Origin of the sequence: Pseudomonas sp. A34-9 (assembly GCF_029543085.1) — a bacterium.
GTDB lineage: Bacteria > Pseudomonadota > Gammaproteobacteria > Pseudomonadales > Pseudomonadaceae > Aquipseudomonas.
Genome location: NZ_CP119967.1, coordinates 2,408,078 through 2,429,600, shown reverse-complemented (window position 1 = coordinate 2,429,600; position 21,523 = coordinate 2,408,078). Strand labels below are relative to the sequence as shown.

Below are 21,523 nucleotides of genomic sequence, written 5' to 3'. Positions count from 1 at the left end.
TGTTTTAACCGCCCAACGCGGAACCCGGCGACCACCCGCCACGCTCCGCGCCTGACTGCCGGGAGCAGAGACATGAGAATCGACCCGTACCTGATCTTCAACGGTGACTGCCGCGAGGCCTTCACCTTTTACGAGCAAGCCTTGCAAGGAAAGCTCGAAGCAATGATGACATTCGGCGAAACACCCGCCGCCGAGCATGTGCCCAAAGAGCACCACAACCTGATCATCCACACCTGCCTGAAAGTGGGTGATCAGATGATCATGGCCTCGGACACCACACCCGACCGCCCGACCCAGGGCATGAGCGGATGCTCGATTTCGCTGAACGTCGAAAGCATTGCCGAGGCCGAGCGAGTGTTCAACGCACTGGCCAAGGATGGTCGCGTCGATATGCCACTGGAGGCGACTTTCTGGGCCGCGCGTTTCGGCATGCTGGTGGATCGTTTTGGCGTGTCGTGGATGGTCAATTGCGAAAGCGAAAAGTGACACTGACATAGGGGCAGGCATGAAAAAGCCCAACCGGTTCAGGTTGGGCTTCTTTGCTTCAGCGCTGGGCCAGTTCGTGGCGTACGCATTGTTCGTAATAAGTCTGCTTGACCGCCGCCGGTTTGAGCTTTGACGTGCTGTTATAGGTTTGCTCGATAATTCCCATCGCCGTCATGCGCATCCAGGGTTGCTGGAATCGGCGCACCTGCAACTGTTTGCGTGCGCCATAAAGGGAGACGCCAGCGAGCTTCGACTGCTGAGCACCGGCAGCGATATCCGAACCCCAAGTGCACGCAAATCGATGGCTCTTGCTCAGTTCTCTCGCCTGCACTCCCTGCGCGAGGACAGCCAGGGAAAGCGTTGCAACGGTTATGACAATCGTCCGCATATAGCCAACCTAACCTTTTGAAAAAAGGCGATTTTGCCGGTGAAGCGAAAGTCTGGGGGCCAGCAATTTGCCTTCCTGCCACTCGTCCGGTGGCTCGCACCTTTCGCCTATCTGCACTTCCAAACTGAACACCCCTCAGTGGAGCGCACAGATAATGAACAAGAACATTGCTGCCCTGTCCCTCGCCAGCCTGCTCCTCATCGGCCCGGCGTGCGCCATGGCCGCCGAAAAGACCACTGCGGGATCTGCTGCCCCGCCGACCGCATTGCCGGGAGTCAATCAATCAGGCAGCAAACAATCCAATGAAGAAAAGGCGAACAAGAAAGGCGAGGAATCGTCAGGCGGCAACGCCGGCGCGCAGTCGCACGAAACTGAAAAGGATGCCGCGACTTCAAGTGATTCGCATGACATCAAGAAAAAACCTGCGCAGTAACGTTCCTGTTCCCCCCCCCCCCGACGATGGCGTATGCAAACTGGGGCGATTAGCGAAACCAGACGCGATGGCGATAAGAAAGCCGTTCGGGTATCTCATGAAGGGATGCCACGGGCATCACACTCAAGAAATGCTCATGAAAGATTTCGTCATCGGCGTGAGTAACACTGTCCTGCGAGTTTTGCGCAGGCACAAAAAAGCCGATCTAGATGATCGGCTTAATTGTCTGATTTTACTCAGGAATTATGGTCGGGACGGAGTGATTCGAACACTCGACCCCTAGCACCCCATGCTGGGGGCTGAAGACACGCAAGCTATTGATATCAAAAGAATAAGGCTTGATTTACGCATAGCAAAACATCCGTTTTTTTGTGCTTATGCAAACGAAAATACGCGGCCTCCAGAGGAGGTTTTGCGCAACCCCTTCCCCGGCGTTCTGTCGACTGAACACACACCCTGCTACTCTGGTTTACTCCACGGAGGAAACCGAAAATGCCCAACTCTGACCTACTCCCTTCCCTGCTTTTCAAGATCAACGAAAACCAACTCGCCCTCGAAGCCGCCATCATGGAATTATCCAATTGGGTCGAGCAGCGCGGATCGGCCGATGTGGCCGAGAATGTCCGCGGCGCCCTCTGGGCAATCGACAAGAACGAAGAATTCATCAAGATGACCTTGGCAGTTTTAATGACGCCCGACTGACAGCTCGTCGCCTACCCCTCGCCCACCTCTCACGCCTCAATTACTGTACATGCATACAGCATTTGTACAGCGAACTCAGCAGCATGAATTTCGACCAAGCAAAAACCCTCCGGCTCCAGCGATGGCGCGTAGCTCTCAATGACCAGGACTTCCGCCTGCAAAACCCAGAGGGGCACCGGGAAACCCTCCACGAGATGGCAGCCACGCTCCGCGATGAAGGCCTGATCGACCAGCTTGAGCAGTTCGATATGAACGAAATGGCAGACGCCGCGTACTGGCACGCTATCGAGGAGCTGCAGAATTCGCCCGGGCACTACCGCGGCGCCTCGACCTATGACGTCGTTCAAATCGACAACGGGAATCTGCTGGGCACTATCAGCCGGTCAATCTTCAACTTTAAAAGTGATGAACCGCGCGGCGCGTCCTTCGCTTACGACGGCAAGGTCTACTCTGACGCAGATTGTGTGCGGCTGACCTTGGGTCTTTCGCGGAAGATTGGAAGAATTACCGGCCTGGTGCTGGAATTGAATGGGCGCCAGTATCAGTTGGTCGAGACCGAACGAATGATCGCCGGCATCACCTACCACTCTATCTCTGACGCTGACGCCTATCGAGCGCTTATAGATGCTGCGCAAGTCGCGCAGGAGGAACGAGATCTGCGCGCTTTCGAAAAGGTGCGGCCTCACATTGAGTCGGCAGCTTTCCGCATTTGCCCTGCCTGCCTTGATCGCTTTGATGCGCGCGATGATTGCCAGGCCTGCGCCGGAAAAGGTTTTGTGACGAAGACAGCGCCATTAGGTCTACGCTGATAGATCGATGCGAGAAACGGGCAATGTGCGGACGACTCTCCCAGTGTAGCGGCATTCACGACATCGTTGCAGCGCTGAGCATGCCGAACGCCCTGATCAACTCGACCGGGGAGCAATCCTTTGAACGGTACAACGCAGCGCCGACTTTCTAGCTCGCTCTATCAAATAAAGAATGCTAGTTCCTGCACGCCGATACGGTCCGCCAGGGATGGCCCCGCACTGACCAAGGATTGCACAAAGTTTTTTCGATGCCGTAGAAAGGTGGGCAGACCGACACCTTTGGAAGATTAAAATCGTTGAGCACGTAAAAACGGATGAAGTGTTAGGTCTTTTTAGATCATTAAATCTCATGATAGGCTCCGACTTGAAAGACTGTTACGCTCTCAAATTGATGCTACAACCCACAACGCCTAAACATGAGCACATAACATGTCACAGAAGATGATTTTCCTCTCACACATACACGAAGAAAAAGCACTTGCACTTATCATACAGCAAGCGATAGTAGAAGAGTTCAGCGGCTTTGTTGATGTTTTTGTTTCATCAGATGGAACCAGTATTCCAGCTGGCGCAAATTTTCTAAAAAAAATAGAAAATGGATTAACCAACTGCGTAGCAGCAATATATTTAATAAGTAACACATCCGTTAAGCGAAACTGGATAAACTTTGAGCTCGGAGCGATATGGATCAGAAACCTGATTAACATAAACGAAGAAAAAAATGAAATCCCTTTGCTTCCGATATGCCATTCAGGAGCTTCACCAAGCACTCTGCCTTCACCACTGAATAATCTAAATGCCATATCGGGCAATCAAGCAAGCCAGCTTGAATTCGCATTCAAATCACTACAATCTGCGGTAGGCGGTAGAGGAAAACTAAAAACAGATTTCAACGAACTGGCAGAAAAGCTAATTGATTTTGAGTATACACACAACCTAGGTGCAAATATAGCAACAGCGATTAAGCTTTTACTCCCAGCAAAAGAGCTAAAAGGACTAATTGAAAGTTGCGAACGCTTAGATCCAACGAGGCAAGAGCTCTGCTTGAAATTAGAAAACATTGAAAACTCGATTATCAAGAAAGTACGGGCAATGGCTAATAACGAACTACATTCAATTATAAGAATCGAGTCAATATCGTCAGGTTTTGGGTTTGGGCCGAATGGCTCCGTCAGCATGGAGTCAATTAATATGTATTTGTCACCAAAACTTATTGTCGATGCAAAAAAACTGATACTTGACATTTAATAATCTCCAACTCCGACCACTCGGCGGTTTCGGCACATCGCAAATCAACAGCTTTTGAGTTGAGGCCCTACTGCCGACTCAATGCGTTGATGTAGTCCTGACACGCATGCAGCGCGATCAATCCCCGGTCGCCGGTGTCGGTGATGGCGATAATTCGTTGAGCATGCGCCGGGTCAAGTCGGGCGCGTACGGTTGCATGATCCACGCCGCCGGCGCTGGAGGTGGTTGGCACGTCGCAGCCTTTGGCAACGTCGGTTGCGTCGAGGAGGACTGACAGCCGCACATCAGCAGTGGCAAGGCGATCGCGCAGGCGATCTTGGTCACGTTGAGCATCGCTCAGTTCCTTATAGTGGGTTCGCTCACTGGTTGCCAGCCGCTGCTCGAGCGCGAGGCGCTTGTCCTGCTCGGCCTGCTGCGCTGTCGCCGCTGCCTCGGTCAACTGATTAAGGATCTCGGCGTGCAGGCGCGCTTGCTCGGCAAGCTGCTGGCCGTATCGCCAATCCTGAAACTGCCAGGCGCTGCCGAAGCCGCCGAGCACCATCGCCAGAAAGCCAACCGCTTTCCACGGCGCGACCATCACGGCACATCCTTGAAGAAGACGTGGCCGCCCAACTTAAGAGTCTGTTTCGCCTTCGCCGACCAGGCCGGCGCCTTGATGGTGGTGGCGTAGTAGTGTGTGGCGCCGCCGGTTGGGTCTTGGACCTTGCCGTCGATCACCTGGTCAGCAGCGATCCGACATTGCGCCAGTTCGCGGAAAGGGATCTGCTTCACGCCGATCAAGAATTGATAGTTGGGGTCGGTCTTGTTCCAGCAACTGAACTGGTACGGCTTCTGGCACACACCTGCATAGCCCTCGCCCCACCACGAATTGGTCTTGCCGTCGAACACGCGGTTGCGGATAGCCCACGCCACGGCGATCTGGCCAGCCGTTCCTTCACCGCGCGCCTCACCCCAAATAGTTCGCGCGAGGATGTCGCGGTCTTTTTCGGTAACAGTCATCACTTTTCTCCAGGCAAAAAAATACCCGCTCAGCGGCGGGTGTATTCGAAACGGCAAGTTAGTGGACTTGCTCAATCGCGTTGATTCGGTTTTCTAGCTGCTTATTTTTCGTTGAAAGTTCTTGAACTGCACCAACCAGATAGGAAACAAGACCAAGGGAATCAAGCGAAAGAATTGAGGTGATGTTGTCCTTCGCTTCCCCCTCAATGACCTCTCCAGTCACCAACGCTGAATCCGATTGCATGACATCCTGAGCGATGAAGCCGCGCTTTAGGCCGGACCGAGAAACGGGTCCCCGCTCCGAAAACCGATAGGTAACCGGCCTCAACGACTCCACCAATGAAAGATCGCCAGCAGTGTCTTGGACGTATTCGATGTCCTCTTTGATGCGCTCGTCTGAGGCTGTGTACTGGATCGTTCCCGTGTTTGATCCGTCCACCCATACTTGCATTCCAGAACCAGCCCAGAAGAGGTTCCACTGATTTGAGCCTGCACTTGTTCCGTTGTTTGATCGGTATCCTGGCGGGAAAAACACGGCATTTGATATTAAGTAGCCCCCGCTACTGGACAAAGTCGGGCCGTTGTTGAGGCGCAAAGTCAGAACGTTCGCTGCCGATCCAGTCTGCACGGCGCCAGTAATACGGGAGTCGTTACCAGCTGCGACGGTTCCAGCAGCAGTGCCCACATCCAATACAGCAGCTCCACCCAATCCTAGGCCGGTTCGTGCGGCTGCCTGTGTTTTCCCTCCCGTACCACCTTGAGTAACGGACAGAGCTGTGGTCATCCCTGTAATGGAGGTGATATCGCCGTTTGCTCCGGACTTGGCGGCGCCTAAATTGACAAGTGCGTCCCCTGAGGTTGTTGCTCCGGTCCCCCCTTTCAGCACCGGCAGAACATCGTAATTGCCGGTGGTGCCAAGCGCCTCAAGCTTTGATCCCCACTGACGATTGATGCTGTTGAACGAGTCGGCCAGAGCCTTGGGATAGCCCTGCACCGGCATGATGGCGTAGGCGACACCGCTGGCTGTTGGCCCCTTGTAAGCCGGAATGATCGAAATCACTGTTGCGCTCGCAACATTGCCGATCTCATAGCTGCCCCCATCGGGACCGATGAATGCGTCACCGATCCGGGAGTTCGCTGCGAAGTCTGCATTTGTGCCAATGACGGTCGTTGATCCGTTGGTGACCGCGACGGTCCCACCTCTGAGCCAGGGCATGGCATTTCCTTAAATTTGGTCAATAAAAAACCCGCACTCGGCGGGCTGATGGTTTGCGGCCGGATCACAGCGGCCGCATGGGCTTGGCCGCAAATGTGGTTCGCCCGCTCTTGGCCGTTCCGCCTTCCGAGCTCACCATGGCTCCCACGTAACCGTTGAGCGTCGAACGAACGCCCGCATGAAAGCCGCATGGTGTCTGCAGTGTGGTGTTGCCGTTGTAGATTTTTCCGCCGAGTAATGTGGATGCTAAAAAATAGTCATCGTAAGACCCCGTCCAGGGCATCTGGCATCCGCTCCAGTAGATCCCAGAGACCTCGCCGCCGCGATTATCGAGCGACCAGCCTTCGTTGATCGGCAGCCCGGTCATCACCAGAAGATTGTCCGCGCCGACAAAGATTTGCTCGCCCGCAGCGTTGCGCAAGCGCAGGTCGTATTCGTTGGGTGGCGAAGTCGAACGGAATGTTGCGACGAGCCAGCGCCCACTGCAGTCGGAGCTATTGAACGGCGACATCAGATGCAGCCTGAAATAGAAACCCGTCCAGTTCCCTGGCCCGCCCATCTGAACCAATGAGTGGTACATGCCTTGGTTGTAGGGGTTCAGGAACACATGCGGTGCTTCAGTGGTAGTTATCGGTGATGGATAAGTGATGACTGCTTGCGTAATAGTTACGGGCGCCGTCGCTGGCTTTCCGATCGTATAGGTGCCGAAAGCCGCCACGTTAAGCACTTTGTTTTCGCTATCGACCTGAAAGAAGTTCTGGCCGTTGCGCGACCTGAATCCGTAATCCATGCCCTCCTCCTATTGATAGGTCAAAATAAAAACGTTGAGCACCAACCCCTGCCCGCGCCGGACCCTGAGCTGGCCCGGCGACCAGAACACCGCTGGCAGCGAAGCCCCCTCATTGGTTGGGTCGGGCAACGTCACACAGACAAACGACTGAGCAGTGATCTCCGGCATGTTGATGAAGCTGGTGAAGTCACTGGTAATGGGAGGAACGGTGACTTGCCTTGTCACAATCGACCGGACCGTCATCGTTGACGACTCCAGTGTCACCCGCCCCATCGCGTCTTTCGTTCTCGCACCGTAATAGTCCATTACGTCATCTTCCCGAGCGCTGCGCGTTCGATGTAATTCAAGTCGTAGACGTAGATGCCGTTGTTGTTCAGCAGGGTATAACCCGTGCTGGACTGGCCGCGAAGCGTGAATGTACCCGCCGGTATATTGATCTCCAGCAGTGGCAACCCTTGCGAGTTGAGCGCCGCCGATCGCAGCGTCATGCCGAGCACCAGTTCCTTGATGAAGGCCTGACTGATGATTGCGGTGTTCATGAAAACCTGGCCGCCCTGTACAACAAACGGCGCAATCATCTGGCCACTGACTTCATCCAGAATCGCGAATCGCTGAGCGAATGCGAGAATCTGCGACTCCTGCTGCTCTCCTTCCACGCCGATGGCAAGACCCGCCATCACCGTTCTGCCTCCCACCGTGGTAGAAGTCTTGATGGTGGTAAGCGCGGAAACCTTACCGTTGAGACCGGAAACAGCCGTACTGGCAAACTCGGCCTTCGCCGTAGCGTTATTGGCTGTTGCAGTGAGCGTTTCAATTTTCTGGGCGGTTGCTTCTTTGTCAGTGGCGACCACCTCCTCAAGCGTGGTGAGGTTGGCAGCGTTTTTGCCAACGGCTGCGTCAAGGGTGGTGATGCGCATAGCCGACGCCAGATTCTCCTCTGCTCTTACCTTGTCATTCGTCACGATGCTGGCCGTGTTCTGATACGCCTTCAGGGCCTCATTCATTGCCCCCGTACCATCGTCCTCCCGCCAGGCCGCTTGCAGCGCCTGCATCGTCGATGCTTGCGCCGTGACTTTGCCGTCGATGGTATCGATCTGGGCGGTGTGCTTCTGGATCTGCAGCGCCATTGCATTGGAGGTTTCGGCAATCGTGCCCATGTCGTACCAGAACTCGGCATTCGGCGGAGGCGTATCAACGGGAACAGCCTTGATGGCCGAGAACAGGCGACCATCGAGCCGCACCACCTCGCCCTTCCCATACGGTTTCGCCGGGTCGTAGACCATCGCATCGGTGATTTCGCCGATCAGGTCTTCCAGTTCCTGCTTGGCCTGTTCAAGCCGTTCGTTGACCGAGCCTTCACTGTCGCCGGATATCTTGCCGATCTCTTTGAAAAGCTGCTCTCCCAAGGCTGACTCTTGGATTTTTCCGAGGAAATACTGCTCGTACTCAGACTGGTCGATGCTCACCTGGCCGTTGATACCATTTACTGCCGGGTACCATGGCCCCACGTTGCCAATGCGATCCACCAGTCGCCCCCAGAAGAACAGACTGGTGCCTGGCACGATGTTCTGCATTTCGTGATTCGATTGCGGATAGGCGAAATCCGCCAGCTTCACGGCTGTCGCCAGATCGTTGATCTTGTTGTTCCAAATCTCAGTGCGCTGGGTATCTTCCGCACCAGGCAGAAACCCCCACTCCAGACCAATGCCGTAAACCTTGCTGATCGTTTTCAGATACGCCAATGCGGGTGGCAATCCTTGCTTACCACTGAGGTTGGTCAGGATCGAATTGCGCCATTGCGACGAGATGTCGAACGCACTCACCGCACGCACCCGGGCCACGTAGGCGCCGGCATAGATGCCGACCACGTCCACGTTGGTCATGCCGGTGCGCTGGACCTTGATCCAGTTGCCGCTGTCCTTGCGCCATTCCACGTCATAACCGACTGCGCCGCCCACGGCAGGCCAGCTGATCGTCATTGTGGCCACGGCCAAGCCCTGGACCACCGAAGACGTCGACGTGAGGGTAACGCTCGCCGGCGCTGGTACGACGGTGATCGGAATCACACTGATTGGCCGCTCTTCAAGGCGAGCGCCGGTGTCGATGTGAGCGAACTTGCTCGGCTCGAACTGCAGCGCGCTGATTTCGAAGTCGCCTTCGGTTGTGCGCTTGGTGCGCAGCACGCGGTACAGCGGGATCGCCAAATCATCGGCGTCGAGCGCCCATTGCAGTTGCGCTACCGGTGGCTCGCTGTATGCGACAGTCACTGTCACGGCGCGGCCATTGACGCTCTGCACGGTGCGGCCCTCGGCGCGGCCGCCCGGCAGGTTGATGATCAACCGATCACCGGCCTTGGCCTGGGTATCGCGATCGAGCGTCACCACGCGGCCAGCAGCTGACGAGATCCGTCCGCCGACCTCCCGCCCAGCCAGCAGCGAATCCGCCACCGGGATGATGTGGCCCGGCAGAGGAATAACGCCCTCCATGCCGGTCTTGAACGACACGGTGCGGTCTTGATTATTGCTCAAGATCGCCCACTTGCCACGGCGCTGGGCCTCAGATGCGCGGGTGCAGCCAATGGCGCTCAGTTCGGTCGGGCGGTCGCCATAGCGGCGTTGCAGATCAAGGTCGGCGAACGGAATAACGTCAGTGTCGTAGTTGTTCGCCGGGTTGTCATAGCTGACCAGGGCCCGGGTGTAACGAGTCTTCGCCGAGGCGCTGCCATAAGAGAATTTGCCGTCGATCACGTTGGCCCGGGTGAACACGTAGTCAAAGTCCTGTGCGCGCGGCATGTCCGCCTGCATCACCAACTGACCCTGCGCCCAGTAGGTCATGCCCCTGTAAATCGCCGAGATGTCGCGCAACAACGACCAGGCATCAGCCTTGCCTTGTAGGTTCATGTCGCAGAGAAAGCGCGGTTCCTGACCGCCCAGCCCGTTCGGCACAAGCTGATCGCAATACTGGGCGATCCGGTACAGCTCCCACTTGTCGACCATGAACGGCTTGATGCGCTTGCCCAGACCGAAGCGCTCTTCGGTGCAAATGCCATATGTGATCCACGCCGGGTTATTGGTCCAGGCCGATTTCATCGAGCCGTCCCAAGTCCCGGTATAGGTTCGTAGGATTGGGTCGTAGTTGCTCGGCACCATCCAGCGCCGGGCTTTGCATTTCACAGTAACAGCCGGGATGTTGGTGAATTGCTCGGCGTCGAATTCGATGTAGAGCAGCGCGGTGTTCGGGTAGCGCAGCTTAGCGTCGATCACCTCGGTATAACCGGCCACCAGCATCGTGTCGGCGATCTTGTTGGTGTTCTGGTTCGGCGTCAGGCGGCGAACGCGGATCTGCCAGCCGGTGCTTGCATTCGGCAAATCGATGCGGCGCGAGCGCTCGTAGCGCGTGGTTGTCTTGCCATCGACGGCGTCCAGCAGCACTTGCTGATAAGCGCCACCGTCGGTGGCCACGTCGATTGCGTACTCAATCCGGTAGCCGCCGACATTGCCCTGGTCATCGGAGCGTTGCAGAGCCGGCCAGGCCAAGCGCATGCGAACGGCCGAAAGCTGAGTGTTGGTAATCGAGCGCACCCACGGAGTATCGCTGCGCAGCTCAATGTTCAGCGAAGTCTCGTTCTCCACGGACGGGATACCCGGGATATAGGTCTGATCCACAGAGCCCGGGCGCCAGTCCCACTTCACGTTCGGAAAGTTGTAGTTGCCGCTGGCATCGCGGATCGGTGTGTTGTCCAGGTAGATGTCGTAATCGGTCGGGACGCTGTCGAACTCACCCTCGCCTACGGCGATCAGCAGTTTCGCCAGGTTGGTCGAGCGCAGGCTATCACTGGCTTCGACCGGCGATTTCGGCTTGCTGCTGCCGCCCTTCTCGCCGTGGATCTCGATCTGTTGCGCTGCGCCCATGCTTTCCTCCAGGCATAAAAAAACCGCCTCGGGGGCGGTGTGGGTGTCCATACAGCGTGGATGAAATGCCAGTAGCGACCACGCGCTGTGGAGTAGTAATTTCCTGACCTCTCACAACCAAGGAGCGGTCATGTCAATCAGAAGTCTTGCGAAGAATTTGCCGAAAGATCCCGACAACTCTGGCTGGGTGCTTGGCTGGGGCGTTATTCAATCAGCGCCTTGGAAGTTCATCGACATTTACGCATCGAAGGACGCTGCTGAGTCTGAAGCCGCGAATCGCGGAACTGGATATCAGGTGGAGTACGGCTCTCACGAACTTGGCACCGACAACTTCATGGGCGGAATTCAGCCATAGCGCCAGGCTGTTGCACGCTGAATTCGATCTTGCAGTTACCAGAAATCAGCGAGGCGGTTAGCCCGGGCTTGCCCCAGTAGTTGCGCGAGAAGCCGTCTGCCGAGGAGCATTTCCCAGCGAACCGAAGGCGGTCGATCTCCTGTCCCTGAGATGTAATGGCGACGATCGCTTCGTCGCCGCAAACAACCCCATTCTCGATCCGATACAGGTCGCGAACGGTGATCTGGTAAGTCGAATGGTTGGTCATGCTTTGTCCTCAGCCAGGATCGAGGCTGAGATGATCATCCCACCCCACCGGCGTTCACCGATGCAAATCGGCACCGGGTTGCCGCTGGCCGTGGTGTTCTTGGCGCTGCCGAAGGCGTAGGACGGGGCGTTTTCGGGGGATGCGCTTTGCTTCAGGCCTGCGGCCTGAGGGCTGAGCATCTGAATGACGCCGCCGGCGGTCATTGCGAGGCCGGCCGAGAACAACGAAGGGCCGGCCCCCCCAGCGAAGAAAGAGGCCGCAATCAGCACAACGCCGATAATTGTTTGAAGCACGCCCGCGCGCTTGCTACCAGATATCACCGGGACGATGCGAATTTCCTGAGCGCCTCCAAGTGCAAAATCTTTTTCACCCACATTTTGCCGGTTGCGGAAGATTGCGAACCGCATGCCCCGTCGATCCAGATCCTTGATTGCCCCTTCAAACCCTTCGATTGTGCACTTTAGTGCATGGAACGCCTCACCGACCGATTTACTGCCGAGCTCTCGGTAATGCACGCGCCCGAATAGGCGCGCCAGCGGGCCGGAAAGCAGAATGGTGGTCATTGTTGGTATTGAAATCGCCGCAGCCATCACGCGTTCTCTCCTGACGAAAAAAAACCGCCAATTGGCGGTTTTGATTAATTTGATCGTGTCACAAACACTCGCGGACAGCGGCTTCTAACGCGCCTCGGCCCCACATCTTGGACCATGGCAACCGCTGGTACAGTGCGACTTTGCTGCCTGCTCCAGTGCTGGAAACTTCAAGCACCTCATCGGTCATCATGTCAGTAGCAACGACCAGCCGATAGCCGTTCTCTGTCTCAGACATGGTCGAAGTCGAGCGCTGCTCCTGCCACTTCGGGAATACGCACAAAGCGTACTTCTTGGCTGATTTAATGGTAGATGCGCTGATGGTCGGATCGTTCTTCTTCACATCTCCGGGCGACGAGCACCCAGCCAACAGCGCTACCGCCAGCGCTCCTATCACAACCCGCATATTTACTCCTTATGGTCTCGCACGCTGAAGGTGAAGAAATAGAACGAAATTTTTTCGTCCTCGATATCCCTTAGCTCGTAACGGATTCTATCCAGACCGCGGTCGATGCGAGTTACGACGAGGTCCATGAATTGGGTTAGTCCGCCACCGAAGCCGCTTAGATTCAGTGAGCTGACATCATGAAATACAGCCGTCACACCCTTGGTTTCTGGATCCTCCGAGGAAGACATAGTCAGGCTGAGGTTGTACTTGAAATCCACCATTTCGAGATTCATCGCAGCTACGCAATTGTGATCGAAAAAGAGTTCGTTTAAGCGAAACAGCTCCATTTACGGCTCCGATTGCAGATCGGCTGAAGCACGCAGCGCTACTGCTCCAATACCAATTACAGTTGCGCTTGTGGTTTCGAGTCAGGGATCGACCTTTTCATCGAAAACTATTTGATACTGTTTTCTACCAGTGCCCTCAAGCAGGTCCTTCAGAGCTTGGGCTCGACGATCTAAGCAAGCTTTAAAACCTGAGCTTTCAGGGGGGCCGAAATCTAAGCAAGGGTCACGATTATCGAGTGGTTGCCTTTTTTGGGAACACCCCATTAGGAGCGCTAAAGCCAGCGCTCCTACGATCAGTTTCATGCAGGTCACTCCTGTGGAAATGCCAGCAATGTAAAGCACCCGATGAACCGATGCAAAAAGCCCAGCGGTAGGCTGGGCTTTGATCGCAAATGTACCAAACGACGCTTACGCAGTGTATTCGATGTCATACCCTGGATAGATTTTGCCAAATTCCTTGGCGAGCACATTAATAGCTTCCTGCGCCGTATAAGCGGAGATCGACCTGCTACCAACGCTTCTGGTAGCCGTCACACCTGGTTTCGTCCGCACATACTTAACAGTGAAGTAACTTTTCTTGGGAGGTGTTGCCATGGTAGCTCCTTGCTTCATTCGTCCTGCCCTGATGGCCGGTTGACCAGAATCTATCACGACCTCCGGCATGCATGCATTCCTGTACAAATGCCCAGTAACGCCCTTTCCCTCTGGATAGTAGCCTCTTGCCGCCCCCCTCCCCGCAGCAGGACAAGGTATGTTCGAATTAAAGAAAATTAGTAATCTGCAAGAAGTCAACAGCGCCGTGCTTCAAGAGCGCTACCACAAAGGCTCAAGTCCCAAGACACACGACTTCATCGCACTATCAGGTGACGAAGAAGTAGGGCTCCTAATCTACGAAGATTGGGGAAATCCCGAGGGTTTCATCTACGAAATCTTCGTACTGAGTAATTTCAGAAACCGGGGTATTGGGAATTGGCTCTTGTCACAAGCAGAGGGTATTGCGGCTGAACTTGGAAATACAAAGATTAGATTAAACGCTAGATCTCTTGATTGGAGCGAACGAACTCACGAAGAGTTAGCCTGCTGGTACGAGAGCAAAGGATATGTTCGCGTAAATACTGATGTCGGTACTTTAGAGAAGATACTTTGACGCAGATCCACCTGGGGAAAAACGTGCCCGGAGCAGCCCTCACCTTCAAATTCCTTGGTCACACCAAACGTGATGACGGTTTGATTGGACGTTACAATCTGGAAGTGACCGATACCCGGAGCGGCAAGACTGCAACGATCTCTGTCGAGCCCAGACATCTTGCGTCAGCCCGAAGCATGAAAACAATCCTTCTAGACCGGTGTATGTTCTACAGAGCAACTCGTGCAGAGCATGCCCAGATGCTACTCAAGATTCTTGATCCGCAGTCTGAAGCTCTCCAAGAGTAGCTCTGCCTCGACCGTCCTTTTTAGGACTGACCGAGTCGTTAGTAACACCCCGCCAACAGCGCTACCGCTATCGCCGCAATCAAAATCCGCATGTGTTAGATCCTTGTTAATAGCGGGAATCTACCATAGCCACACGACGCGCAAAACTGAGCACCAATCCATCGCATGCAGCAGGTCATGCACTACTAGCATTCGCACCACTGCAGCCCATGCTTTGCTCCCTTGACTGAAGATCCTTTGGGGCGAAGCTCAGCTTCCACTTCATGTGGCCTGCCGGGGTAACGGCGAAATCCTGAGCTGCAACCTTCCAAAACTCCAGCGCTTCCTTTTTGGTTACCTCAATATAGAATTCGGAAAATCCTTCGTTCGATACATACTCAGAAAACAGTGCCAATGTTTTACGAGCAATCCCCAACCGTCGAAAATGCGGAGCCACATAGAAACGATACAGCTCTACAAACTCATCACATACTCGAACGCTACAAAATCCAACACGGCCGGTGGTTCTCCGTTCAGGCGTCTCAATATCAGCCCGGATCAAGAGGCAGCGTTCCTCTATCAAGTCCTGACCATCAATCACTGCGTGGAACGGACTATCCGGGTCATTCTGCAGCCAGCTGGTTCCCACATCGATTGCAACAGCGCGGTCTACTGACTCCAGTTCAAGTACCGAAACACTCATGCACGTATTCCTTGTGTTGGATTTTCCTAATGACGTCTCAGATAGTACCCGGTAAAAGCTTGCAACCCTAGATCTCAGCTCATAGAGGCGAGCGCCTCACAAGGTTCTATGACAAGGCTTCTATCGCAAGCTATTACCAGCAACCTGTCCGGGCATCCAGTGTGGATGGAAAGCCAGTAACAGGGCCTGGCCGGGGCGTAGTAGCGTTGTGCCCTCACAACTTGGAATTAGCAAGATGACAAAAGCAGTAACTATCCCCGACTATCTCCTAAAGGATTATGAGGATGCGAAAACACATCGACTTAATCTGATTTTCAGTGAGAAAAACCCTGGCCTGCTTGAAAAAAAACCGCAAGAGATTTTGACGAAGAGCAATGCCATTACGATTGAAGGTGAGCTTCGCTACATCTTTGATTCTTACAATACAATCAACGATGCAGGGGAGCCTATCGTAGTCCCCGTACATGTAAGCAAATTTGATTTCAGCTATGACGTGCGAAAGAAAATCTGGCGAATTACAAGCTCTACCGAGTAGTTAACGCCCAGTCCTTTGCCTGCAAGCCCAAGGACTGGGATTGCGCCAATTTCGGCGCGTTTATGACCTGGAGGTCAATGTGGAACAGCTTTCCCCTTTCGAGCAAGGCGTGCTGATGGCGCTGGTATCACTGTCTGCGACCATTCGATCAACACCTGGCTTTGACGGCGCAGCACTCACAAAAGCGGCTCAATATTTCACTGATAACCCTTCGCAAGGCTGCGAGAGCGGCGCGGCGAAAACAGCTTACGAATGGCCGCTGAACATTCTGAAAACAGACTTGGCACAGCTCCAACAAATGCTCAACGCGGACAAGACCCGCAATTAATCTCTAAATTTCCACTCTTTGTAAGCCGCCAGACCGGCTTGCCGCTGGCGGTTTTTTCTGCTGATTCGATTGCGCTTTTCATCTCTTTCTCCAGCGGCTGTGCCGCATCTCATGTGCTTGGTTGTGCATCTTTGTGCCTGAGAATCAGGCGTGTACGGTCGAGCCACGGCCCGCCGAAGACAATGACCTCCGATGGTCGGCCGTATAGGTGATGCAGTAGGAATGGTCCAGGGCCGAATGTTGCCGCGTCCTCACTTGGCAGCGCTGGATCAGCGCCGAGAAAGATCCCGGCATGATTCGGGTAAACCGTCCGCCCTACTTCCATTACGATCATGTCGCCACGCTGCGGCTGGTCGACCCGGTAGAAGCCGGCGGCTTCGTAGTTCGCTTCGTAAAGGCTGGTGTTGTCCTTGCTCTCCCACCAGCCGTCGGCGCGCTTGAAGGCTTCGAACTCCAGCCCCCACTCGCGTTTGTACCAATCGGCGCAGACCTGCCAGCAGTCCCAAGCGCCATGGACGAAAGGCCGTTTCAGCAGCGGCACCTCGCCGGTAGGCATCACGGTACGCAGGTCGCCCTCGGGCCAGCTCAGGATGTGCCAGGGCAACGCGGTCGCTTCGCACATGGCCAGGTCACGCGGTGACGGCCTGCTGGTGGCGTCCGGATGCGAGTGCACCACACCGATCACCTCGCCGACGTCCTCCGCCGCCGCGTACTCCTCGGGATCGATCCGGAACTCTTCGTTCGGCTCGGTCGAGACGTTGCGGCACGGGTAGTACTGCTGCTTGCGACCGATGCCCAGCAGCAGGCCGCAGCACTCCTTCGGGTACTCGGCCGCCGCGTGCGCCTGGATCGCGTTCAGAATGTGCTTGCGCATGTCAGCTCCGTGCGATCAGCGAAACGGCCGGGAAGCCACCGAAAGGCAGCGGGTTGCCCTCGCCGAAGCGTGGGATGCAACCCTTGCCCAGCGTGGCGTCGCACTCGTCGAGTTCAGGATTGTCAGTAACGACGCCGTCCTTGGTCACGTAGGGGCCGGTGTAGCCGCAGTTCGGCCCTCGGTAACCGCCAGTGAGGCACCAATGGCACAGCGTCGTAGCCTGCCGGCCGATGGACTCGTTACCGACATCGCCCGGGCTGGCAAGCTCCCAACTGACCGTTTCCCCGTCCTCGTTCGTCTTCTGGTCGATGTACCAGACCTCGATCGACTCTTGGGTTGGATCTGCCGTTGGGTTGCCGGCTGGGAAGTTCGCCGCGTCCAGGTACGTGCCCAGCGTGTGACGCATGGTCAGCTTGAACTCGAGCAGATCCTCGAACGCCAGACAGAGCGCAGTGATGCGCCCGTTAACGTTGCCGACCGACAGCGTTGGCCGCACCGCGGTACCGTCGCCGTTCGCCTCGATGCCGTCGATCTGCATCGGCCAGGCGCTGTACTCGTTGCCCTGCCAATAAATTCCCTTCGCCGGCAGCTGGTCCGCGTCGTCGCCGGCGGCAATCAACTCGGCCGAAGTGTGCGGAATCGCGTGCAACTCGGCCGAAGTGTGCGGAATCGCGTGCCCGTGGAAGCGCAGAACATCCGCGCCGTAGTCGGTGCCGTCCAATTCAAAGAGCAGCACTTCGCTGCCAGGCTCAAGCACCTGGATGTCACTGATCAGCGGCATGATTACCCCTTATGGTTGGAATGCCCGCTCGAATGTCGCGGTGAGTTTGAAGACGCCGCCGCCCATTGGTGTGGGAGCGGGATTTTTGCAGGTGAACAGCCCGAGCTCGCCGAGCGGGGTTGTCCAGAAAAACGCCTTCGCCCCGGCGTGCCGATCGAGGAAAGCCATGATCTCCAGCACCTTGGCCTTTTGACCTACGCAGGTAACCGGGTACGAGTCCTCTTTGTTGTTCGGGCCGTCGCCGACGTTCTGCGCGTAGCCGTTGCCGAACTTCGAGGTGCGCACCCGATAATTGATGTCGGGTGTTTCCCCGCGCTCGGTTGGCCAGGTGAATTTCTCGATGGCCATCAGGCCCTCCCATTTGTCAGGCGCCAGATCGAACCGCCCGGCTGCAACGCTCTGGCAATCGCGGTTTCCGCTTCGGTTTTGGCTGCCTGCTGGATGCTCTTGCCGAGCTGGTTGGTTGTCTCTTGCGAAACACCCGCCCCGTCGCCCCCAGATGTCTGCACCGAGACCGCCACCGGAAAGTTGTACGTGTTGCCGCCACCACCGGACATCGCAGCCAGCGCAGGCCCGCCACCGGTAGTCAGCGGCGTAACGCTCCCACCATTTGCACCCGTCATCAGGAACGACCGTCCGCCCTCGTTATAGAGCTCCGGCCCCAGTTCGTTGACTTCGTACAGAGAGTTCGGCGCAACAGGTCCGCCAGCCGCTCGGTATCCAGAAAAATCGATACCGGTATAGCCAGCCTGCGAAGCTCCAAGATCTGACGAAACAGCACCGGCAGAACCAGCCGCGAGGCCATTCCCGCCACCACCACCGAAGTAGGAACCAGCCGCGGATGCGGCAATACCGAACAGCGCGCTGAGCCCTTGTGACGTAGCCTGTCGGGTAGCGATCTTCGCCATATCCGCCAACACCGACTTGGTGAAGTCAGAAAACGAGAATTTGCCGTTGATGGCGAAACTGGCTAAAGCGTCCTCTGCTGAACTGAACGCATTGGTGAGCAGGCTTTTCGTCTGCCCCGCGACGTTCTGCGCGGACTCGAGATAGTTCTGCCATGCCGACGAGGCTCCGGCAGTCCAGTCGCCCTGGGCTACTGTCATCTCGTCGTAGTTGGCTTGAACCGTATCGTGCAGGTCCTGCTGAGTAGCCTTCAGTGCCGCCAGCTTCTGCGTGTACTCGTCGAGGCTCATGCCGCGCGAGCCATCGCCGTACTGATTCGCCAGATCCAGCTTCTGCTGGTTGAAGCGATCATCGATGCCGTTCTGCTGATTCATCAGATCTCGCTGACGATCACCCAGGCCAATGCCTGCCGCTGCTCTTCGACCCTGATCGCGTAGCGTTTCGACTTGTTGTTGCAGTGCACTGGTGTAGGTGTTGACTGCTTGTGCCTGCTTCTTCAGCCGCCCTTCTTCGTTCTTCGCCAGCACGCTCAATTCGGTGTCAGCGTCCTGCTGCACCTTGACCATGGCGGCCCGGGCGTCGGCGATTTTCTGGTCAAGCTGGATGCGCTGTGCGGCCGATGTGCCGGCTTTGCTCTTCGCCGCTTCCAGTGCGGTGATCTCAGCCTCATACGCAGCAGTAACTTCGTCGCGCTCGTTGCCGATCATGGCTTCACGCGCTTGCAGATAATCAGCCTGCGAGATCAGCCCGGCCTTTTGCGAAGCCTCCAAATCCTTTTGAGCATTTTTGTACTCGGCGAGCACGGTATTGAGCGCGTTTTTCGAGTCATTGAACCCGGATAGATCGACGCTACCCGCGGCAGCTTTGGGATCCTTTTTCTGCTCGTCGATTGCCTTGCGCAACTGGTCGTAGGCGCCACCGGAAAACTTCTTCCCGTCAAACTGAACACCATCCAGCAGCGCTGACTTCTGACCTGTCTTTTCCGCGTTCTGATAGAGCTTGGTGAACTGGTCGTCGAGCTTCTTGTACGCGTCCCGACGCTTCGCGAGCGGATTCAGGTTGTCCATCTGCTTATCCAGTTCCTTCTGGACAGCGATCAATTCCTTGTTCGCCCGCGTCTCCTCGCCGGTCGCGGCAGCATTGCTTTCGCTCGCCGACAGACGAGCCTTCAGCCCCGCAAGCTTGGCCTCCAGCGCCGGCGTCGAGTCGTCGTTCTCACCGTCGCTCAACCCCAGAAAGGAATTGAGCGAGCTCAGCCCGTTTGATATTGCACCTGTGACCCCGCCCCCTTTCCGGGTATCCAGCACGCGCTGGGTGATCTCAATCTGCTTTGCCAGATCAGGGAAAATCTCTGACCTGACTTCAGCATAGGCGCCCTTGATGGCCACCTTCACCCGATCCCAATCGCGTTCGATATCGGACAGGGATTCGCGGTAATGCTTCAAGCGCTCCTGGGCCGACTGATTGAGATCTTCACTCAGGGTGTCCAGCGCTCGCTGATGATCGCCCTGATCATCAATCGCCTTGATCGTCTGGTACTGCTCGTAGGTGAGCAGCCCATACTGGTCGCTGATCTTCTCCGCGGCTTCTGTGGCGGTGTCACCGGCATTCGCGAGCGACTTGGCGATGCCTCCAGCGCCCTTCCCTGTCACCTCACCAATTGCTGCGGCGGCCTGAGCCAGGTTCTGCATTTGGACGCCGCTGGTAGCGGCACCGGAAGCCAGTGCAATCACCGCCTCGCGAGCGCCTGCAAAGTTCTCAGTGATCGCCCCGGCGGTATCGGCCATCACCTTGAGGCTGGCAATGCTCTGACCGGCATCGTTCGATCCGCCGTTGATGGCGACGTTGAACTCGCGGGCCTGCTTCTGCGCGTCGAAGTAGGCATAGCCCAGCGCGCCGAGGACACCGGCCAGCAAGCCGGCGGGAATCAGTGCTGCAGCCAGGCTCTTGGCAGACGCACCCGCACCGGCGCCCAACTGAGCGACAGCCCGCGCACCACTCCCCCAATCCCCGGACTGCAGGGCATTGGTCAGCTGCATCACGTTTTCTTGCGCCTGGCGGGTGCCGAGCTTCAGCTTGTCGAATGCAGTTTCTGTCGCGGTGAGACCGGAGCGCTCCTTTCCAATTTTTGCCAATGCTTCGTTGTAACGAACAGCGCCATACTCACCGATCTTGTGCAGTTCGTTGAGAGCCCGCTCACGAGCCTCAAGCTTGGCAAGCTTGTCCGTGACCGGATCAATGCCATTTACAGTCCGTTTCAGCGCTTCGATCCGGCGGTTTTCAGCCTCGATCAGCCGTTGCTTCTGCGCCACCTCCTTGGTTTCAGCTTTTTCGATCTTATCGAAGGATTTTCCGAGCCGGTCCTGATAAGCCTCCTGCTGTTCAATCGTGACAAGACCGCCCTTCCTGGCTCGCTCAAGCAAGCCTTCAGCCTGGATCAGTTGCTCCATGCTGCCGATGTTGCCGGACATCGCCTTGTCGAGCTGGCTGATGATTGCGATTTCACTGGCCGCGCTGGCACCTGCCTTGCGGCTGGCATCGACCTGACGCTCTTTGGCGCCCGTGGCCTTGTCGATGCCCTGAGCAGCCTCGTTCTCGGCCTGGCTGATCTTCTTGCCGGTATTGGCCAGGCCTTCGCCCGACTTGCCGAGATCATCAATCGCCTTTTCGGCATCGACCGCCGAGTCGACCAACTTGTCGAGATCGTCAGCCGCCTTGGATGCCGACGAGGAGTTCACCTCGATACCGAGGGACGCGAAGGTGGTGCTCATTTACTGTCCCTCTGTTCCGCCATCACCCGCAGGGCTTCGGCTTCCATGACGCGGATATCTGGAAAGACGTCGGCGACCTCCGACCGGGTAAGCCCGAGGAAGCCGGCGACATGGCGAATTGACGTGTAATCGAGTCCGGTAGCGCCGCACGCGCCTGTACGCCACTGGGTGCCCATGGCCTCGAAGACCTTGAAGGCTTGCCACACATCAGGCCAGACCTCGCAGACCTCATCGGGTATGTCACGAAGAGAAAGGCCGAAGGCCGCCAGCGATTCGGCTGACGGCCCCGCCTCGTACAGCTTG

The 21,523-nt window shown here is 56.3% G+C and carries 28 protein-coding genes and 1 pseudogene; 10 read left to right on the top strand and 19 right to left on the bottom strand.

Going from position 1 to position 21,523, the window contains the following annotated elements:
- Nucleotides 1-72 precede the first annotated feature (72 nt).
- Nucleotides 73-486 (top strand): VOC family protein, encoded by a 414-nt coding sequence (locus P3G59_RS10925; RefSeq protein ID WP_277761523.1) that lies wholly within the window; start codon nt 73-75, stop codon nt 484-486.
- Nucleotides 487-544: 58 nt separating this feature from the next.
- Here the strand turns inward: P3G59_RS10925 and P3G59_RS10920 are convergent, their stop codons facing one another.
- Nucleotides 545-874: a hypothetical protein gene (locus P3G59_RS10920; RefSeq protein WP_277761522.1), complete on the bottom strand. Its 330-nt coding sequence runs from the start codon at nt 872-874 to the stop codon at nt 545-547.
- A gap of 154 nt (nt 875-1,028) precedes the next feature.
- On the opposite strand from P3G59_RS10920, the gene P3G59_RS10915 reads away from it, so the two are divergent.
- The 5 genes and pseudogenes from P3G59_RS10915 (at nt 1,029) to P3G59_RS10895 (ending at nt 4,066) form a co-directional block, all read left to right on the top strand.
- Entirely contained in the window at nt 1,029-1,307 is a 279-nt protein-coding gene (locus P3G59_RS10915; protein ID WP_277761521.1) for a hypothetical protein, read from the top strand.
- Nucleotides 1,308-1,799: 492 nt separating this feature from the next.
- A complete protein-coding gene (locus P3G59_RS10910) occupies nt 1,800-2,009 on the top strand; it encodes a hypothetical protein (RefSeq protein WP_016774031.1) in 210 nt (69 codons plus the stop codon).
- An 83-nt stretch (nt 2,010-2,092) separates the two neighbouring features.
- The gene (locus tag P3G59_RS10905) at nt 2,093-2,818 is read left to right on the top strand and encodes a hypothetical protein (protein WP_277761520.1); all 726 of its coding nucleotides are present in this window, start codon (nt 2,093-2,095) and stop codon (nt 2,816-2,818) included.
- A 23-nt stretch (nt 2,819-2,841) separates the two neighbouring features.
- A pseudogene (locus tag P3G59_RS10900) lies at nt 2,842-2,994 on the top strand (DUF159 family protein); the annotation flags it as partial.
- Between the two features lie 253 nt (nt 2,995-3,247).
- Nucleotides 3,248-4,066: a TIR domain-containing protein gene (locus P3G59_RS10895; RefSeq protein ID WP_207867401.1), complete on the top strand. Its 819-nt coding sequence runs from the start codon at nt 3,248-3,250 to the stop codon at nt 4,064-4,066.
- 67 nt (nt 4,067-4,133) lie between these two features.
- Here the strand turns inward: P3G59_RS10895 and P3G59_RS10890 are convergent, their stop codons facing one another.
- The 6 genes from P3G59_RS10890 to P3G59_RS10865 form a co-directional block, all read right to left on the bottom strand.
- The gene (locus tag P3G59_RS10890; RefSeq protein ID WP_277761519.1) at nt 4,134-4,643 is read right to left on the bottom strand and encodes a lysis system i-spanin subunit Rz; all 510 of its coding nucleotides are present in this window, start codon (nt 4,641-4,643) and stop codon (nt 4,134-4,136) included.
- On the bottom strand, nt 4,643-5,065 hold the full coding sequence (locus P3G59_RS10885) for a cell wall hydrolase (protein WP_277761518.1): 423 nt from the start codon (nt 5,063-5,065) through the stop codon (nt 4,643-4,645). Before P3G59_RS10885 ends, P3G59_RS10890 begins: the two co-directional genes overlap by 1 nt.
- Before the next feature lie 58 nt (nt 5,066-5,123).
- Nucleotides 5,124-6,281: a tail fiber domain-containing protein gene (locus tag P3G59_RS10880; protein ID WP_277761517.1), complete on the bottom strand. Its 1,158-nt coding sequence runs from the start codon at nt 6,279-6,281 to the stop codon at nt 5,124-5,126.
- Between the two features lie 64 nt (nt 6,282-6,345).
- Nucleotides 6,346-7,071, bottom strand: coding sequence for a hypothetical protein (locus P3G59_RS10875; protein ID WP_277761516.1), 726 nt, complete (start codon nt 7,069-7,071; stop codon nt 6,346-6,348).
- A 9-nt stretch (nt 7,072-7,080) separates the two neighbouring features.
- Nucleotides 7,081-7,377 carry a hypothetical protein gene (locus P3G59_RS10870; RefSeq protein ID WP_277761515.1) on the bottom strand — a complete coding sequence of 99 codons (297 nt, stop codon included), beginning with the start codon at nt 7,375-7,377 and terminating at the stop codon, nt 7,081-7,083.
- Nucleotides 7,377-10,982, bottom strand: a complete 3,606-nt coding sequence (locus tag P3G59_RS10865) for a DUF1983 domain-containing protein (protein WP_277761514.1) — start codon at nt 10,980-10,982, stop codon at nt 7,377-7,379. Before P3G59_RS10865 ends, P3G59_RS10870 begins: the two co-directional genes overlap by 1 nt.
- A gap of 130 nt (nt 10,983-11,112) precedes the next feature.
- Here P3G59_RS10865 and P3G59_RS10860 point away from each other — a divergent pair, with 130 nt between their 5' ends.
- Nucleotides 11,113-11,337 (top strand): hypothetical protein, encoded by a 225-nt coding sequence (locus tag P3G59_RS10860; protein ID WP_003225208.1) that lies wholly within the window; start codon nt 11,113-11,115, stop codon nt 11,335-11,337.
- Here P3G59_RS10860 and P3G59_RS10855 read toward each other — a convergent pair.
- The 6 genes from P3G59_RS10855 to P3G59_RS10830 form a co-directional block, all read right to left on the bottom strand.
- The gene (locus tag P3G59_RS10855) at nt 11,315-11,584 is read right to left on the bottom strand and encodes a hypothetical protein (protein WP_277761513.1); all 270 of its coding nucleotides are present in this window, start codon (nt 11,582-11,584) and stop codon (nt 11,315-11,317) included. The two genes, P3G59_RS10860 and P3G59_RS10855, sit on opposite strands and share 23 nt — an antisense overlap.
- Nucleotides 11,581-12,174, bottom strand: coding sequence for a tail assembly protein (locus P3G59_RS10850; protein WP_277761512.1), 594 nt, complete (start codon nt 12,172-12,174; stop codon nt 11,581-11,583). Before P3G59_RS10850 ends, P3G59_RS10855 begins: the two co-directional genes overlap by 4 nt.
- 61 nt (nt 12,175-12,235) lie before the next feature.
- Complete coding sequence (locus P3G59_RS10845) at nt 12,236-12,580, bottom strand: hypothetical protein (RefSeq protein ID WP_277761511.1); 345 nt, start codon at nt 12,578-12,580, stop codon at nt 12,236-12,238.
- Nucleotides 12,581-12,582: 2 nt separating this feature from the next.
- On the bottom strand, nt 12,583-12,909 hold the full coding sequence (locus P3G59_RS10840; protein WP_277761510.1) for a hypothetical protein: 327 nt from the start codon (nt 12,907-12,909) through the stop codon (nt 12,583-12,585).
- Nucleotides 12,910-12,990: 81 nt separating this feature from the next.
- Entirely contained in the window at nt 12,991-13,212 is a 222-nt protein-coding gene (locus tag P3G59_RS10835; protein WP_277761509.1) for a hypothetical protein, read from the bottom strand.
- A gap of 105 nt (nt 13,213-13,317) precedes the next feature.
- Complete coding sequence (locus P3G59_RS10830) at nt 13,318-13,503, bottom strand: hypothetical protein (RefSeq protein WP_277761508.1); 186 nt, start codon at nt 13,501-13,503, stop codon at nt 13,318-13,320.
- A gap of 157 nt (nt 13,504-13,660) precedes the next feature.
- Here P3G59_RS10830 and P3G59_RS10825 point away from each other — a divergent pair, with 157 nt between their 5' ends.
- The gene (locus P3G59_RS10825) at nt 13,661-14,056 is read left to right on the top strand and encodes a GNAT family N-acetyltransferase (protein WP_277761507.1); all 396 of its coding nucleotides are present in this window, start codon (nt 13,661-13,663) and stop codon (nt 14,054-14,056) included.
- 462 nt (nt 14,057-14,518) lie between these two features.
- Here P3G59_RS10825 and P3G59_RS10820 read toward each other — a convergent pair whose 3' ends face one another.
- On the bottom strand, nt 14,519-15,025 hold the full coding sequence (locus P3G59_RS10820) for a GNAT family N-acetyltransferase (protein ID WP_277761506.1): 507 nt from the start codon (nt 15,023-15,025) through the stop codon (nt 14,519-14,521).
- A gap of 235 nt (nt 15,026-15,260) precedes the next feature.
- Here P3G59_RS10820 and P3G59_RS10815 point away from each other — a divergent pair, with 235 nt between their 5' ends.
- A complete protein-coding gene (locus tag P3G59_RS10815) occupies nt 15,261-15,560 on the top strand; it encodes a hypothetical protein (protein ID WP_277761505.1) in 300 nt (99 codons plus the stop codon).
- A gap of 79 nt (nt 15,561-15,639) precedes the next feature.
- Complete coding sequence (locus P3G59_RS10810) at nt 15,640-15,888, top strand: hypothetical protein (RefSeq protein WP_277761504.1); 249 nt, start codon at nt 15,640-15,642, stop codon at nt 15,886-15,888.
- 109 nt (nt 15,889-15,997) lie between these two features.
- On the opposite strand, the gene P3G59_RS10805 is transcribed toward P3G59_RS10810, so the two are convergent.
- From P3G59_RS10805 to P3G59_RS10785, 5 genes are read right to left on the bottom strand one after another with little or no spacing between them, the layout of a single operon-like run.
- Nucleotides 15,998-16,762: a C40 family peptidase gene (locus P3G59_RS10805; RefSeq protein ID WP_277761503.1), complete on the bottom strand. Its 765-nt coding sequence runs from the start codon at nt 16,760-16,762 to the stop codon at nt 15,998-16,000.
- Between the two features lies 1 nt (nt 16,763).
- On the bottom strand, nt 16,764-17,543 hold the full coding sequence (locus P3G59_RS10800) for a phage minor tail protein L (protein ID WP_277761502.1): 780 nt from the start codon (nt 17,541-17,543) through the stop codon (nt 16,764-16,766).
- A gap of 9 nt (nt 17,544-17,552) precedes the next feature.
- Complete coding sequence (locus P3G59_RS10795) at nt 17,553-17,891, bottom strand: phage tail protein (protein WP_277761501.1); 339 nt, start codon at nt 17,889-17,891, stop codon at nt 17,553-17,555.
- Nucleotides 17,891-21,220 (bottom strand): phage tail tape measure protein, encoded by a 3,330-nt coding sequence (locus P3G59_RS10790; RefSeq protein ID WP_277761500.1) that lies wholly within the window; start codon nt 21,218-21,220, stop codon nt 17,891-17,893. Before P3G59_RS10790 ends, P3G59_RS10795 begins: the two co-directional genes overlap by 1 nt.
- A complete protein-coding gene (locus P3G59_RS10785; RefSeq protein ID WP_277762134.1) occupies nt 21,217-21,489 on the bottom strand; it encodes a DUF1799 domain-containing protein in 273 nt (90 codons plus the stop codon). The genes P3G59_RS10790 and P3G59_RS10785 overlap by 4 nt, the downstream gene beginning before the upstream one ends.
- Nucleotides 21,490-21,523: the final 34 nt, after the last annotated feature.

Bases quoted from the DNA above. Each gene is read 5' to 3' on its own strand.
- P3G59_RS10885 (WP_277761518.1), bottom strand. From the start codon at position 5,065: ATGACTGTTACCGAAAAAGACCGCGACATCCTCGCGCGAACTATTTGG.
- P3G59_RS10800 (WP_277761502.1), bottom strand. From the start codon at position 17,543: ATGCCGCTGATCAGTGACATCCAGGTGCTTGAGCCTGGCAGCGAAGTG.
- P3G59_RS10855 (WP_277761513.1), bottom strand. From the start codon at position 11,584: ATGACCAACCATTCGACTTACCAGATCACCGTTCGCGACCTGTATCGG.
- P3G59_RS10915 (WP_277761521.1), top strand. From the start codon at position 1,029: ATGAACAAGAACATTGCTGCCCTGTCCCTCGCCAGCCTGCTCCTCATC.
- P3G59_RS10865 (WP_277761514.1), bottom strand. From the start codon at position 10,982: ATGGGCGCAGCGCAACAGATCGAGATCCACGGCGAGAAGGGCGGCAGC.
- P3G59_RS10815 (WP_277761505.1), top strand. From the start codon at position 15,261: ATGACAAAAGCAGTAACTATCCCCGACTATCTCCTAAAGGATTATGAG.
- P3G59_RS10820 (WP_277761506.1), bottom strand. From the start codon at position 15,025: ATGAGTGTTTCGGTACTTGAACTGGAGTCAGTAGACCGCGCTGTTGCA.
- P3G59_RS10830 (WP_277761508.1), bottom strand. From the start codon at position 13,503: ATGGCAACACCTCCCAAGAAAAGTTACTTCACTGTTAAGTATGTGCGG.
- P3G59_RS10910 (WP_016774031.1), top strand. From the start codon at position 1,800: ATGCCCAACTCTGACCTACTCCCTTCCCTGCTTTTCAAGATCAACGAA.
- P3G59_RS10795 (WP_277761501.1), bottom strand. From the start codon at position 17,891: ATGGCCATCGAGAAATTCACCTGGCCAACCGAGCGCGGGGAAACACCC.
- P3G59_RS10835 (WP_277761509.1), bottom strand. From the start codon at position 13,212: ATGAAACTGATCGTAGGAGCGCTGGCTTTAGCGCTCCTAATGGGGTGT.
- P3G59_RS10925 (WP_277761523.1), top strand. From the start codon at position 73: ATGAGAATCGACCCGTACCTGATCTTCAACGGTGACTGCCGCGAGGCC.
- P3G59_RS10850 (WP_277761512.1), bottom strand. From the start codon at position 12,174: ATGGCTGCGGCGATTTCAATACCAACAATGACCACCATTCTGCTTTCC.
- P3G59_RS10890 (WP_277761519.1), bottom strand. From the start codon at position 4,643: ATGGTCGCGCCGTGGAAAGCGGTTGGCTTTCTGGCGATGGTGCTCGGC.
- P3G59_RS10880 (WP_277761517.1), bottom strand. From the start codon at position 6,281: ATGCCCTGGCTCAGAGGTGGGACCGTCGCGGTCACCAACGGATCAACG.
- P3G59_RS10805 (WP_277761503.1), bottom strand. From the start codon at position 16,762: ATGCGCAAGCACATTCTGAACGCGATCCAGGCGCACGCGGCGGCCGAG.
- P3G59_RS10870 (WP_277761515.1), bottom strand. From the start codon at position 7,377: ATGGACTATTACGGTGCGAGAACGAAAGACGCGATGGGGCGGGTGACA.
- P3G59_RS10905 (WP_277761520.1), top strand. From the start codon at position 2,093: ATGAATTTCGACCAAGCAAAAACCCTCCGGCTCCAGCGATGGCGCGTA.
- P3G59_RS10860 (WP_003225208.1), top strand. From the start codon at position 11,113: ATGTCAATCAGAAGTCTTGCGAAGAATTTGCCGAAAGATCCCGACAAC.
- P3G59_RS10845 (WP_277761511.1), bottom strand. From the start codon at position 12,580: ATGCGGGTTGTGATAGGAGCGCTGGCGGTAGCGCTGTTGGCTGGGTGC.
- P3G59_RS10790 (WP_277761500.1), bottom strand. From the start codon at position 21,220: ATGAGCACCACCTTCGCGTCCCTCGGTATCGAGGTGAACTCCTCGTCG.
- P3G59_RS10825 (WP_277761507.1), top strand. From the start codon at position 13,661: ATGTTCGAATTAAAGAAAATTAGTAATCTGCAAGAAGTCAACAGCGCC.
- P3G59_RS10895 (WP_207867401.1), top strand. From the start codon at position 3,248: ATGTCACAGAAGATGATTTTCCTCTCACACATACACGAAGAAAAAGCA.
- P3G59_RS10920 (WP_277761522.1), bottom strand. From the start codon at position 874: ATGCGGACGATTGTCATAACCGTTGCAACGCTTTCCCTGGCTGTCCTC.
- P3G59_RS10875 (WP_277761516.1), bottom strand. From the start codon at position 7,071: ATGGATTACGGATTCAGGTCGCGCAACGGCCAGAACTTCTTTCAGGTC.
- P3G59_RS10840 (WP_277761510.1), bottom strand. From the start codon at position 12,909: ATGGAGCTGTTTCGCTTAAACGAACTCTTTTTCGATCACAATTGCGTA.